This window comes from Streptosporangium heterodermiicola (genome assembly GCF_051390675.1).
GTDB lineage: Bacteria > Actinomycetota > Actinomycetes > Streptosporangiales > Streptosporangiaceae > Streptosporangium.
The window spans coordinates 20,817-33,822 of sequence record NZ_JBPJSR010000029.1 but is presented as its reverse complement, the minus strand read 5'-3'; the positions used below and the strand labels follow the sequence as shown (position 1 = coordinate 33,822).

12 protein-coding genes are annotated in these 13,006 nt (G+C 72.1%); 4 read left to right on the top strand and 8 right to left on the bottom strand.

The window, feature by feature from the left end:
* Positions 1–13: 13 nt before the first annotated feature.
* The 4 genes from ACSC1Q_RS38125 to ACSC1Q_RS38110 form a co-directional block, all read right to left on the bottom strand.
* A complete protein-coding gene (locus ACSC1Q_RS38125; protein WP_436763599.1) occupies positions 14–2,029 on the bottom strand; it encodes a glycoside hydrolase family 127 protein in 2,016 nt (671 codons plus the stop codon).
* Complete coding sequence (locus ACSC1Q_RS38120) at positions 2,022–2,810, bottom strand: carbohydrate ABC transporter permease (RefSeq protein ID WP_436763598.1); 789 nt, start codon at positions 2,808–2,810, stop codon at positions 2,022–2,024. The genes ACSC1Q_RS38125 and ACSC1Q_RS38120 overlap by 8 nt, the downstream gene beginning before the upstream one ends.
* The gene (locus ACSC1Q_RS38115) at positions 2,807–3,775 is read right to left on the bottom strand and encodes a carbohydrate ABC transporter permease (RefSeq protein WP_436763597.1); all 969 of its coding nucleotides are present in this window, start codon (positions 3,773–3,775) and stop codon (positions 2,807–2,809) included. Before ACSC1Q_RS38115 ends, ACSC1Q_RS38120 begins: the two co-directional genes overlap by 4 nt.
* Positions 3,776–3,907: 132 nt before the next feature.
* Entirely contained in the window at positions 3,908–5,182 is a 1,275-nt protein-coding gene (locus tag ACSC1Q_RS38110; protein WP_436763596.1) for an ABC transporter substrate-binding protein, read from the bottom strand.
* Positions 5,183–5,386: 204 nt separating this feature from the next.
* Here ACSC1Q_RS38110 and ACSC1Q_RS38105 point away from each other — a divergent pair, with 204 nt between their 5' ends.
* Positions 5,387–6,409: a LacI family DNA-binding transcriptional regulator gene (locus ACSC1Q_RS38105; protein WP_436763595.1), complete on the top strand. Its 1,023-nt coding sequence runs from the start codon at positions 5,387–5,389 to the stop codon at positions 6,407–6,409.
* 228 nt (positions 6,410–6,637) lie between these two features.
* Here ACSC1Q_RS38105 and ACSC1Q_RS38100 read toward each other — a convergent pair whose 3' ends face one another.
* Entirely contained in the window at positions 6,638–7,189 is a 552-nt protein-coding gene (locus tag ACSC1Q_RS38100; protein ID WP_436763594.1) for an NADPH-dependent FMN reductase, read from the bottom strand.
* A gap of 112 nt (positions 7,190–7,301) precedes the next feature.
* Between ACSC1Q_RS38100 and ACSC1Q_RS38095 the strand changes: the two genes are divergently transcribed.
* Entirely contained in the window at positions 7,302–8,225 is a 924-nt protein-coding gene (locus ACSC1Q_RS38095) for an AraC family transcriptional regulator (protein WP_436763593.1), read from the top strand.
* Between the two features lie 21 nt (positions 8,226–8,246).
* On the opposite strand, the gene ACSC1Q_RS38090 is transcribed toward ACSC1Q_RS38095, so the two are convergent.
* Entirely contained in the window at positions 8,247–8,996 is a 750-nt protein-coding gene (locus tag ACSC1Q_RS38090) for an SDR family NAD(P)-dependent oxidoreductase (RefSeq protein ID WP_436763592.1), read from the bottom strand.
* Positions 8,997–9,323: 327 nt separating this feature from the next.
* Between ACSC1Q_RS38090 and ACSC1Q_RS38085 the strand changes: the two genes are divergently transcribed.
* Positions 9,324–9,881, top strand: a complete 558-nt coding sequence (locus tag ACSC1Q_RS38085; protein WP_436763591.1) for a TetR family transcriptional regulator — start codon at positions 9,324–9,326, stop codon at positions 9,879–9,881.
* 103 nt (positions 9,882–9,984) lie between these two features.
* Here the strand turns inward: ACSC1Q_RS38085 and ACSC1Q_RS38080 are convergent, their stop codons facing one another.
* Positions 9,985–11,619 carry an FAD-dependent oxidoreductase gene (locus tag ACSC1Q_RS38080; RefSeq protein ID WP_436763590.1) on the bottom strand — a complete coding sequence of 545 codons (1,635 nt, stop codon included), beginning with the start codon at positions 11,617–11,619 and terminating at the stop codon, positions 9,985–9,987.
* Positions 11,620–11,793: 174 nt separating this feature from the next.
* A complete protein-coding gene (locus tag ACSC1Q_RS38075; protein ID WP_436763589.1) occupies positions 11,794–12,339 on the bottom strand; it encodes a YceI family protein in 546 nt (181 codons plus the stop codon).
* Positions 12,340–12,432: 93 nt separating this feature from the next.
* On the opposite strand from ACSC1Q_RS38075, the gene ACSC1Q_RS38070 reads away from it, so the two are divergent.
* Positions 12,433–12,909 (top strand): MarR family winged helix-turn-helix transcriptional regulator, encoded by a 477-nt coding sequence (locus ACSC1Q_RS38070; protein ID WP_436763588.1) that lies wholly within the window; start codon positions 12,433–12,435, stop codon positions 12,907–12,909.
* Positions 12,910–13,006 lie beyond the last annotated feature (97 nt).

The following is a 13,006-nucleotide window of genomic DNA, read 5'->3' as shown; positions in this document are numbered from 1 at the left end:
ATCGGGAACGCGCTCAGCCGGTGGGAAGCCAGACGCGCATGGTGGCGGGGCCGTGGTTGCCCCATCGGTGGTAGGGCACGAGCCGTAGCGTGATCTCCTCCTCTCGCGGTGCGCCGCCGGCCTCGCCGTACGGCCGGCCGTCGTCACCTTCGGGATCTTCGGGGGCTTCGGGAGTTCCGGGTCGCCGAGAAGCGCGGACCTCCAGCTCGACCGCGCCGTCGTGAAGGGCGCCGTCGTGAAGGGGGCCGTCGTGAAGCGGGCCGCCTTGGAGCGGGCCGTCGTGGGCCGGGTCGTCGGCTGTGCCGCTCCCGGCCGGGATGTCGTCGGCCGTGCGGCTCAGGGCGAGGGCGTCGTCGGTCATGCTGCTCCGGGACGCGCTGTCGCCGGTGCGCTCGACGGGGGGACGCGTGGCGTCCACGACCACCTCGGCGAGCCGCACCTCGTCCCCGGGCGACTCGGCGCAGTAGACGAGGGGGCCGCGCTCGACGGCCGCGCAGCCGCGCACCGCGTCCACCCGTGGGTCGGGCCGCACCCAGCGCGCCTCCATGGGCAGCTCGGCCGCGATCACCTCGCCGGGCGTCCAGACCCGCTCGCCGAACACGAGCGCCGCCCCCCGCCGTACGGGAGTCAGGTCGCCCGGCCCCCGGAAGACGGCCCCCCCAGGGCGGAGGGCACCGGCGGCCCAGGGGGGAAGGCGGAGCGAGACATGGCGAGGGGTGTCCGGAGCCTCCAGCACGCGGACGGTGACGGAGCCCGACCAGGGGTAGCCGGTCTCCACGCGCACGGTGAGCCCGTCGTGGCCGATCTCGCAGGCCGTGGGGTGGTGGATCTGGATCCCGCCCGGGGTGGCGGTGGCGACGTAGGCGGGCAGGGAGGCGAACGTGCGGGCCAGGTTGGTCGGGCAGCAGGAGACCTGGAACCAGGGGGCGCGCGACGCGCTCTCCGCGCGGGGGCTCACGTCCTCGGTGACCCGGCCCGGGGTGCGGACGTGCAGCGGGTTGGCGTAGAAGAAGGAGCGGCCGTCCAGGGCGGGGGAGGCGGCCACCAGGTTGTAGAGGGTGCGCTCGGCCTGGTCGGCGTAGCGGGAGCGGCCGGTGGCCAGCAGCAGCCGGTGCGCCAGCATGACCGAGCCGATCCCGGCGCAGGTCTCGGCGTAGGCCCGGTCGGGCGGCAGCTCGAAGTCCTCGCCGAAGGACTCGCCGGTGTGCCGGGAGCCCATGCCGCCGGTCAGGTGCGTACGCCGGGCGACGGTGTGCTCCCACTGCGCCTCGACCGCGGCGAGCAGTTCCGTGTCCCCCGTCTCCACGGCCACGTCGACCGCGCCGCAGGCCAGGTACATCGCCCGGACGGCGTGCCCGCCGAAGGAGGGGGCCCGACGCACGGGGACGTCGTCCTGGAAGTAGGCGCGGCCGAGCTCGATGTCGGCGAGGGCGGGCCGGCCGCGCCGCTCGACGAAGCGGCGGGCCATCTCCAGGTAGCGCTCGGCGCCGGTGAGCCGGTACAGCTCGACCAGCGCCATCTCGACCTCGGGATGACCGCACACCTCGTGGCCCTCCATGAAACGGCGGCAGACCTGGTCGGCGGCGCGCAGGACGGCCTCGGTCAGCGGGTGCCCGCCCGCCGTCCGCCAGCGGGCGACGCCCGCCTGGATGAGGTGGCCCGCGCAGTACAGCTCGTGTCCCCACTCGAAGTCGCGGTAGCGGTCGCCGCTCCAGCGGGTGTTGAGGTAGCCGTCGGGCTCCTGGGCCGCCACCACGGTCGCGGCCAGCTCGTCGAAGCGCCCGTCACCGGTCCAGGCCATCGCCTCCAGCAGCTTGTACACCTCGGAGTCGGCGAACTCCCTGCCCCGGCGCGGTTCGCCGCGGAAGTTGCCGATCCAGCCGAGCTTGTCCATCCACTCCAGGCAGTGGCCGATGATCACGTCCTGGTCGAGTGTCCTGCGGTCCCCCCAGAAGCCGGGAGCCAGCCGTACGGCATCGAGCCCGAGCGGGGTGAGCACGCCGGAGGACGGGACGACGGGGTTAGCCACGCAGTGCTCCTGACATGAATCCGCGCACGTAGTAACGCTGGAGGAGGAGGAAGAGGGCGAGGCAGGGCAGGGCCATGAACACCACGCCCGCCTGCATGGTCGGGTAGTCGACCGCGCCGAAGTCGTGCAGCCGCATGTTGACCACCGCGACCGGCAGGGTGAACCTGTCGTTGGAGCTGATCAGGATCAGCGGGGCCACGTAGTCGTTCCAGGAGGCGAGGAAGGCGAACAGGCCGACCGTGACGAGCCCGGGGACGACCGCGGGCAGCAGCACCCGGACCAGCGCCCCGAAGCTGCCGCAGCCGTCGATCATCGCGGCCTCGTCCAGCGCGCGGGGCACCGACTCGAACGCGTTGCGCATCATGAACACCGCGAACGGCAGCTGGAACATGATCATCACGAGGGCGAGCCCGGTCAGCGAGTCCTGCAGCCCCAGCCAGCCGAGCAGCACGTAGAGCGGGATGAGGATGGTGGGGTAGGGCACCGTGAGGATCGCCAGGATGAGCACGAACAGCACGCCCTTGCCGGGGAAGCGGTGGCGCGCGAAGGCGTAGCCGGCGAGCGTGGCGACCACCAGCGTCCCGGCCACGGTGAGCGTGACGAGGACGACGGTGTTGACCACGTAGGTGCCCAGGCCCTCCCCGTAGGAGGCGAGCCGCCGGTAGTTGTCGAGGCTGAAGGCGTCGCCCAGCCGGATCGAGGACCAGCCGCTCCACACGAGCGGGTAGACGAAGAACAGGGCGAGGATCCCCGCGGTGACGTGGTGGGCGGTTCGTCTCACGGGGTCCTCTTTCTGACGAAGGCGAGCTGGAGCCCGTTGAGGAGGACGAGCGCGAGCAGGATGAGGACGGACATGGCGGCCGCGGACCCCAGGTCGAACCGGACGAACGCCTCGCGGACGATGACCATCACCACCGAGGTCGTGCTGTTGCCGGGACCGCCCCTGGTGAGGATGTAGAACTGCTCGAAGCCGAGCATCGAGCCGGTGATCATCAGGCAGAGCACCAGCGCGACGGTCGGCCGCATGAGCGGCAGCGTGACGCGGCGGAACGCCTGCCACGCGGTGGCGCCGTCCACCCTCGCGGCCTCGTAGAGCTCGGTGGGGATGGCCTGCAGGCCGGTGAGCAGGATGAGCATGTTGAACCCGGCCCAGCGCCAGATGACCAGCGTGACCGTGGAGCCGAAGGCGACGGAGGGGTCCCCGGCCGTCCACGACACGGGCTCGTCGATGAGGCCGACGGCCGTCAGGATGTCGTTCAGCGGGCCGATCTGGTCGCTGAGCAGGCCGAAGAACAGCAGGGTCGCGGTGGCCCAGCCGACGGCGGCGGGCAGGAAGAAGGCGCCCCTGAACAGGCCGGAGCCCCGGCGCCGGTTCTGGACCAGCAGGGCGAGGCCGAAGGAGATCGCGAACAGCAGGACCGTGACGACGGCGGTGTACCTGAGGGTGAACACGACCGCGTCGGCGACCAGCGCGTTGTCGGCGACACGCGTGTAGTTGCCGGGCGCGTTGAACGTCGGAGGGGCGAGCAGCGGCCACTTGTTCAGCGACATCCAGACCACGAGGCCGAGCGGGAGCAGGAAGAACAGCCCGACGACGAGGGCGGCCGGGGCCGCGTAGGCGAGCCCGACCAGGCCGGGCGAGCGCCCCCGGGGAGGGCGGCCGGAGCGGCGGGGCCGGCGGGGACGGCGGCGGGCTAGGGAGAGGCGCTCGCGCGGGGCGGCGCGGGTTTCGAGGAGATCTGGCATGTTCTCTCCAGCCGGTGTCCCGGCCGCCGATCCGGCCGGGACACCGTGCTTGCTCGTACTGGACCGGTGGTCGGTGCCCGGCACGTGTTCAGGGCCGGTGGTCCCCGCCGGGTGCGGGCAGGGAACGGCGTGTCACTGCTGGTTCAGCGAGGCGGTGATGGCGGTGGCGCCCTCCTTGAGCGCCCCGGCGGGGTCGGTCCCGAACAGCGCGTCGCGGAGCGTCTTGAGCCAGGGGCTCTGGGGGTCGTTGTAGGACTCGTTGAACTTCAGCGCGTAGGGCGTCCGGCCGGTGGCCATGATCTCGTTCATCGCCTGGACCCTCGGGTCGGTGGCCGTGAGGTCGGTGCGCGCGACGGTCGACTTGCTCTTGGCCTGCAGGTCCGCCTGGACCTTGTCCGACAGGGTGTACGACAGGAAGTCCCAGGCCGCGCCCGCCCGCTCGCTGGTCGCGCTGACCCCGATGACGTCGCCGCCCACGAAGGTGGACGTGCCGCCGTCGACGCCGGGGATGGGCGCGACGCCGACGTCGACGCCCTTCTCCTCCAGCATCCCGAGCCACACCGAGGGGCCGGGGGCGATGCCGACGGTGCCCGCCTGCAGCGCGCCGAGCCAGGTCGTGCCGTTCTCGTCCTTGGAGCCGGGTGCGGCCACGCCGTCGGCGTAGAGCTTGGCGTAGACGCCGAAGACCGCCGCCATCCGCGGGTCGTCGACCGTGCTCCGGGTGCCCTCGGGGTTCATCACCTCGCCGCCGCCCGCCCAGACCGACGGCCAGAAGGTGAACACGTCGCAGCCGCCGCAGTTGCCGCCGAAGTAGGTGCCGTAGGTCTCTCCTCCGAGTTTGGTACGGATCGTGGTGGCCTGCTCGGCGAACTCCTTGAGCGTCGCCGGGGCCCTGTCGGGGTCGAGCCCGGCCTTCTTGTAGAGGCCCTTGTTGACGAACAGCACGGAGATGTCCACGGTGTGCGGCACCGCGTAGAGCTTGCCGTCCTGCGTGGCGGCCCTGATGTGCGCGGGCGCCACCTTGTCCTTGAACGGCAGCGCGCCGAACCTGCCGGTCACGTCCTGCCACAGCCCCTGCGAGATGTAGTTGGGCGCGAACACCACGTCGGAGGCGAACAGGTCGGGCAGGTTCCTGCCGCCCGCGGCGGTGGCGATCTTGGCCGGGTACTCCTCGTTAGGGTAGGCGGTCACCTTGACCTTGTTCGTGTGGGAGGCGTTGTACGCGTCGGCCAGGGCCTTGGTGTGGGACTCGGTCGCGGCCCTGGTCCACACGGTGATGGTGACGGCGGACGGCTGCGACGGACCGGCCGCCGGCTGTGCCTGGCCGCACGCGGCCGACAGGACCGCGGCGCACAGTATGGCGAACGCCGCGTGACCTCCGCGGCGCCGGGGTTTCCCGCTTTCCATGATCTTCTCCTCTGCATCCCCCGAGACGTACCGAAACTCACCTAAAAGGTTTTCGGAAACGTAAGCGCAACATGAAAGGCTGTCAATAGTCACGATGAGCTTGACGACTTGCTCCGGAGCGGCCGTCGGGGCTATTTTCTGCAGAAACCAACTACCATGTGCTCAGGTAACAATTTCATCTCGAACGAAAAGGTTTTCGTAGTGATGAGTTCTCAGCAGCCGCGTGCGGCCACGATCACCGACGTGGCCGCGCTGGCCGGCGTGTCGATCGCGACCGTCTCCAAGGCGCTCAACGGGCGCGCCCAGGTCCGCGAGGAGACCCGGCAGCGGGTGCTGCGAGCGGCCGAGAAGCTGGCCTTCCAGCCGAACGCGCTGGCCCGCGGCCTGATATCCGGCCAGACCCGCACCGTGGGCCTGCTCACCAGCGACAGCGTCGGCCGTTTCGGCATCCCGGTGCTCCTGGGCGCCGAGGACGCCTTCGGCGCGGGCGAGATGTCCGTCCTGCTCTGCGACGCCCGCGGCGACGCCATCCGCGAGCAGCACCACCTGCGCACCCTGCTCGCCCGCAGGGTCGACGGCCTCATCGTGGTGGGGCAGAGCACCGACCCGCGCCCGTCGATCAGCCGCGACCTGCCGCTGCCCGTGGTCTACGCCTACGCGCCGTCCGAGGACCCGCGCGACGTCTCGTTCGTCCCCGACGACGTGGAGGGGGCCCGCACCGCCGTACGGCACATGCTGACCATCGGCCGCCGGCGCGTCGCGCACATCACCGGGCCCACCCACTACCAGGCAGCCAGGGACCGGGCCGAGGGCGTGCTCTCCGCCCTGGAGGAGGCCGAGCTCTCCCTGTCCTGCGGGCAGGTGCTGAGCGGGGAGTGGTCGCAGCGCTGGGGGCGGCAGGCCGCCGAGATCGCGTTGCGGACCGATCCGGAGCTGGACGCCGTGGTGTGCGGCAGCGACCAGATCGCCGCCGGGTTCGTCGAGGCGGCCCGCGAGCGCGGGCGCCGCGTCCCGGACGACGTGGCGGTCGTCGGCTACGACAACTGGGAGGTCCTGGCCACCGAGACCAGGCCCCCGCTGACCACGATCGACATGAACCTGGAGAGCCTTGGCCGCACCGCCGCCCAGCACCTGTTCGCCGCCATCGACGGCCGGGCCACCCCCGGCGTGCACCGCATGCCCTGCCGCCTGATCATCCGAGGCTCCACCGCCCCCTCGGGCGACTGAGCGGGGGCGCCGCGCGTCCGGCACCGGCGCGACCGGCCGCCCGGTTCGGTGACGACTGTGGTCCCCGCTTCACCGGCTCGGGTCCGGTACGGCCGTGATCGAGCGCCCGCTTCGGCGACGGCAATCGCCCCCGCGCCACGAGCTCGGGTCCGGTACCGGCGCGATCGAGCGCCCGTACCGGACCCGGGTGGTCTCCCGGCGGCGACGGGCGGGGGCGCCCGTCGCCGGTTACCCCCTGAGCGGGCGCAGGGCGGAGCCCCAGGAGAGGACCTGGTCGAGGACGAGGTTCAGCCGGTCCTCGTGGACGGCGGCGGGCTTGAAGCCGTCCGCGAAATCGGTGTGGATCGACAGCCCGACCTGGTTCGACACGGTGGCCACGCTGAGCAGGCCCAGGACGTGCCGCAGGTGCGAGATCGCCCGGGGCGCGCCGTCCACGCCGTAGCCGACGAAACCGGCCGCCTTGTTGTTCCACTCCGAGTACAGGAAGTCGAGGGCGTTCTTGAGCGCGCCGGGGTACGAGCTGTTGTACTCGGGGGTCACGATCACGAACGCGTCCAGGGACGAGATCCTGGCCGACCAGCGCCTGGTGTGCTCGTGCTGATAGTTGCCCATGGCGGGGTGCTCGGGCTCGTCCAGGTTGCCCAGGCCGTAGTCCTTCAGGTCGACGAGCTCGTACTCGGCGTCGCCCCGCTTGACCGCCAGATCGCGGACCCAGTGCGCCACCGCCTCGCCGACGCGGCCGGGACGGGTGCTGCCCAGGATGATGCCTACCCTCAGCATGTCAATCTCCCTCGCTCGGTTACGAGAACCACAGTAGGGAGACCCGTTGAGATACTGAATGCGTCTCTGTCCATCATTTATACGCCAGCGTCTCAGCTCATAGACTTGACGCATGGACATGCTGAGCGACGTCGTGGCCTTCATGCGGCACGGGCGCCCCACCTCCGCCCGCGTCTCCTGGCGGGCGCCCTGGGGGGTGGCCTTCCACGCGGTGCCCGAGTCCGCGGGTTTCCAGGTGGTGCTGCGCGGGTCCTGCTGGCTCATTCCCCTGGACGGCGAGCCCGTCCCGCTGAGCGTGGGCGACGTGGTGTTCATGCCGCACAGCGACCCGTTCGGGCTGGCCGACGACCCCGCGACGCCGCTGGCCGAGTCCGACTGCGGACCGCGGTCCGAGCTGTTCGCCTCGGCCGGTTCCGGTGGCACCGGGGCAGAGACGGTGATCCTGTCCTGCGGCTACCGGCTCGACCTCGACAGGACCCACCCGATCCTGAGCTCGCTGCCCGGCGTGATCCACCTGCCCGCGACGCTCGGCAGCCGTCCGGAGCTGCGGGCCGCCGTCGAGCTGCTCGCCGCCGAGATCGACACCCCGCGCCCCGGCACGGACACCGTCGTGTCGTCCCTGCTCGACATGCTGCAGCTGTACGTCCTGCGGGCCTACTTCGACACCCAGGACGAGCCCTGCACGCTGTCCGGCTGGGCCGCCGCGCTGGCCGACCCCGCCGTCGGCCGCGCGCTCGACGCCATCCACCGCGAGCCGGCCCGCCGCTGGACGGTCGAGTCGCTCGGCGCCCACGCGGGCATGTCGCGCGCCGGTTTCGCCCGCCGCTTCGCGGGGCTGGTCGGGCAGCCGCCGCTGGCGTACCTGACCTGGTGGCGGCTGGTGAGCGGGGCGCGCCTGCTGCGCGAGTCCGACGCGTCGGTGGCGGAGGTGGCCGACCGGGTGGGGTACGGGTCGGAGTTCGCCTTCGGCAACGCCTTCAAGCGGGAGTTCGGCGTGGCGCCCGGCCGGTACCGCCGCCGGGCCGCGACGGCCTGACGGCGGGGGCCGCCGAAGGTCTCAGGCCGCCGACCAGCCGCCGTCCACCGGCACGATCGCGCCGTTGACGAACGAGGCGGCGTCGGAGGCCAGGAAGAGGGCGACCTCGGCCATCTGCTCCGGCTGGGCCACGCGCTCACCCAGGGTGAGCACCGGGGCGAGGCGGGCCGCGCCGATCGGGTCGAAGGAGGCGCCGTCGGCGATGCCTGTCACGGTGGGGCCGGGCAGGATGGCGTTGCAGCGGACGCCCTCCTTGGCGTAGGCCCAGGCGACGTTGCGGGTCAGGCCGACGACACCGTGTTTCGAAGCGGTGTAGGCGGCCCCGGCCGCGCCGCCGCGGATCCCGGCCTCGGAGGCGGTGTTGACGATGGCGCCGCCGCCCTGGCGGAGCAGGTGTGGCAGTACGGCACGGGTGACCAGGAACGCCCCGGTCAGGTTGACGCGCATGACCCGGTCCCACTGCTCCAGCGTGATGTCCGCGGGCAGCGCCATGCTGTCCATGATCCCGGCGTTGTTGCACAGGACGTCGACGCGGCCGTACGCGCCGATCGCGGTCTCCACCAGCGTGGCCACCGAGGTCTCGGAGGAGACGTCGGCGGGGACGGCGAGGGCGGCGTCACCGATGCCGGAGGCGGTGCGCCCGGCGCGGCCGGGGTCGATGTCGCAGACCACCACGCGGGCGCCGGCCTCGGCGAAGGCGATCGCCATCGCCCTGCCGATCCCGGAACCCGCGCCGGTGATCAGGGCGACCTTGTCGTCGAAGGTGTTCAAGATGTAGTCCTTTCGGTCGGAACGGCGGCCGGGCGCCGGGTTTCCTGGAGCGGGGTTTCCTGGGGAGTCAGGGGTCGGTGCTTCCGGTGCTTCCGGTGCTTGCGGTGCCCACGGGCACGTTCTGCGGCCGGGGCGGTGGTGGCGGGCGCGGTGGGGGTCTTGTCGCGGTGCCGTGGCCGTGTGGCCGTGTGGCCGTGGTGTCGTGGTCGTGTGGCCGGGGCCGGCGCCGTGCCTCGCCGGGGCGGGGCGGGTGCGGCGGTCCGCCGAGGAGGCACGGTGCCTCCGGCGCCAACCGGGCGTCGCCCTCCGGTTGGTAACGTGGCCGCTGTGACTGCCACGCGTCGACCCAACAGAGGACCTCGTGCCGCGGCCGCGAACCGGGCCGCGCTGATCACCGCGGCCCGTGAGGCCTTCTCCGCCACCGGATACGACGCGCCCCTCACCGAGGTCGCGCGGGCGGCCGGGGTCGGGCAGGGCAGCCTCTACCGGCACTTCCCCGACCGCATCAGCCTGGCGCTGGCCGTGTTCAAGGACAGCGTCGCCGACCTGGAGGCGCTGGCCGCCAGGCCGGGCACCACCCTCGACGACGTGCTGGACCTGCTCACCGAGCAGACCATCGCCTCGACCGCGTTCGTCGACATGGTGACCCTGGCCTCGGCCAGCGATCCCCGCGTCATCGAGGTGCGCGACCGGGTGGGGGATCTGCTGGCGGGCACGCTCCCCGAGGCCCGGCGGGCCGGCAGGCTCGGCGAGGACGTCACCGCCGACGACCTGCTCCTGGCCGTCGGCATGCTCGCCGGGCTCCTCACCAGGCTTCCGGCCGCCGAGCGGCGTACGACCGCCGAGCGGATGTGGACGCTGCTCCGGCACGGGATCGAGCCCTGAGCGCGGTGCGGCGGGGGTGCCGCCCGCTCCGGTGACGGCGAGGCCGCCGGGGGCAGCGGGGGCGCCGGGGGTCTCGTGCCTTCCCGCCGTACGGCCTCCGGGGTCATCGTGACGCGGCGGCGTGCTGTGCGGCACGGTAACCGAAGACGACGGCGGGGGCGATGGTCGAACCGGGGCCGGGGTAGGTCCGGCCCATCACCGAGGCGGTGGTGTTGCCCGCCGCGTACAGGCCGGGGATGGCGGTGCCGTCCTCGCGCAGCACGCGGGCGTGCTCGTCGGTGAGCAGGCCGCCCTTGGTGCCCAGGTCGCCCGGGTAGACGCGCACCGCCCGGAAGGGGCCCCTCTCCAGCGGGCCCAGGTTGGGGTTGGGCTTGACCCGCGGGTCGCCGTAGTAGTTGTCGTAGACGGTCCGGCCGCGGTCGAAGTCGGCGTCGACGCCGGTACGGGCGAAGCCGTTGAACCGCTCGACGGTCGCCGCCAGCCGTTCCGGGGCGATGTCGATCCCCGCCGCCAGCTCGCGCGGGGAGGGAGCCTCGATCAGGAGACCGGCCCGAACCCAGTCCTTCTTGCGCCCCAGCAGGGCGGTGTTCAGGTGGCGCCGCGCGTGCCTGACATCGCTGACCAGCCACATCGGCCCGGGTACGTCGTGGCCGAGCATGGCGTGCCCGACGTCGATGTAGGACGCCGACTCGTTGGTGAAACGGTCGCCGGCCGCGTCCACCATGATGGAGAAGGGGAAGGACCGCTCCGAGACCAGGAAGCTCGCCTTGCCGTCGGGGCCGACGAGGGACGCGCCCCACCAGGCGTCGTCCATGAGCGCCAGCGCGCCACCCGCCCGGACGCCCGCCTCGATGGCGGTGCCCTGGTCGCCTTCCGGGGCGGAGGAGTAGCCCGGGATGCCGTGGTGCCTCCGGCGCCACTCGGCGTTGGCGGCGAAGCCTCCGGCGGCCAGGACGACGCCGTGCCGGGCGCGGACCCGCTGCAGGCGGCCGTCCTTCTCGATCGCCGCGCCCACCGTCCTGCCGTCCTCCACGACCAGGTCGACGACCGGTGCCGACAGCCAGACGGGGGTCTTCTGGGTGCGGACGATGTGCATGAGCGAGCAGGAGAGCGCGCCGCCGATGCCGACCGGGCGCCTCCCCGAGGCGAACGCGCCGAGCGAGCGGAAGACGAAGCGCGCGCCGCGGACGAAACCGCCGGGGGTGGACCAGGCGCGGGAGAGCAGCCACACGTCGTCGGTCATGAGCGGGAGCGGGATGCCGCCCTCCTTGGCGCGCGAGGTGGCGTACCGGTCGCCGAGCCGCCTGGTGTCGAAGGACGCGGTCTCGATCGAGCGGCCCACCTTGCCGCCCGGCCGGTCCGGGTAGTAGTCGGGGTAGTCGGGGGACCTGCGCCACCTGACGCCGTGCCGGCCGAGGAAGGCCACGACCTCGGGAGCGGTCCGGACGAAGGCGTTCCTGCGCTCGGGGGAGGAGGCGGGACCGACGTCGCCGATGACGTCGTCCATGTACCGCAGGGCCTCCTCGGCGGAGTCCCGTACGCCGGCCCTGAGCATGAGCGGGTTGGCGGGCATCCACAGCCCGCCCCCGGAGACGGAGGTGGTGCCGCCCCAGCGGGGGGTGCTCTCCACCACGAGGACGTCCAGCCCGAGGTCGGCTGCCGTGATGGCGGCGGTCAGGCCCGCCGCGCCGGAGCCCGCGACGAGCACGTCGACGGTGGTGTCCCAGGGTTCGGTCATCGCGGTTTCCTTCGAGTCGCGGAGGACGACTCGGAGGGCGCCTCCCGGCAAACCGGACGGTCTCGTCCGGTTGGCTCGTAGTCTGTGTGATGACCGTGCACCGCGTCAACAGTGGCGTGGTGAGCGGGATTTGATCCTTTTTCTCCGGTGCCGGGGAGCGGATGACGAGAGTGCTCAGGTGGTCTTCACGGCGGACAGGTCGAACTCAAGCGTGATCTTCTCGGAGACCATCACGCCGCCGGTCTCCAGGACGGCGTTGTAGGTCATGCCGAAGTCCTTGCGGTTGATCACGGTGCTGCCCTCGAAGCCGGCCCGGGTCAGGCCCTGGATGTCGACCGCCGTCCCCGCGTACCGCAGCGGGATGGTGATCTGCCTGCTCACGCCGCGGATGGTCAGATCGCCCGTGACCTCGAAGTCGTCCTCGCCGACGTGCTTGACGTCGGTGGAGTCGAAGGTTATGGAGGGGTGGTCGGCCGCGTCCAGGAAGTCGCCGGTGCGCAGGTGGGCGTCGCGGTTCTGGTTGCCGGTCTCGATCCCGGCCACGTCGAGGACCACGTGAACGCCGGAGGCGGCGGGGTCGCTCGCGTCCAGGGAGGCGGTGGCCTCCCGGACGGGGATGCTGCCCCGGACCTTGGTGACCATCGCGTGGCGGGCCACGAAGCCGAACCGGCTGTGCGCGGGGTCGATGGTGTAGGTGCCGGTGAGCTCGTTGGGGTACATGCCGCGTCGCTTCCTTTAGTTCAGTACTGGAATATTTAGCAGGACAGTACCTTCACTTATTTCAGTGCGCAACTTTTGAGTACGATGACTCCCGTGACACGATGGCTCACCGACGACGAACAGCGCGCCTGGCGGGCCTTCGCGCTCGCCACCCGCCTGCTGAACGACCGGCTGGACCGCGACCTGATGGCCGCGGCCGACCTGCCCCCGACCTACTACGAGCTGCTGGTCCTGCTCTCCGAGGCACCCGGGCGGACCCTGCGCATGAGCGAGCTGGCGAACTGGACCAATTCCAAGCCCAGCCGCATCTCCCACGCGATCAACAAGCTTGAACAGAAGGGGTGGGTGCGCCGGCAGCACTGCGCGGACGACCGGCGCGGCTGGCTCGCCGTCCTGACCGACGAGGGGCTCGCCACACTGCAGGCCGCGGCTCCCCCGCACGTGGCCAGCGTGCGCGAACACCTGATCGACCTGCTGACCCCGGAGCAGGTCCGGCACCTGGAGGAGATCAGCCGGGTGCTCCTCGACCACCTGGCGGCCGGGCCTGGTTCGCCCTCCCTGTCGCGCTGACCACCGTCAGCGGGCTCTCCCCGCCGCCCCGGTGGCACCATGGGGACGACCCGCTTCCGGTCCGGTGATCCTCCGGGCCCGCGTTCAGGAAGGCAGC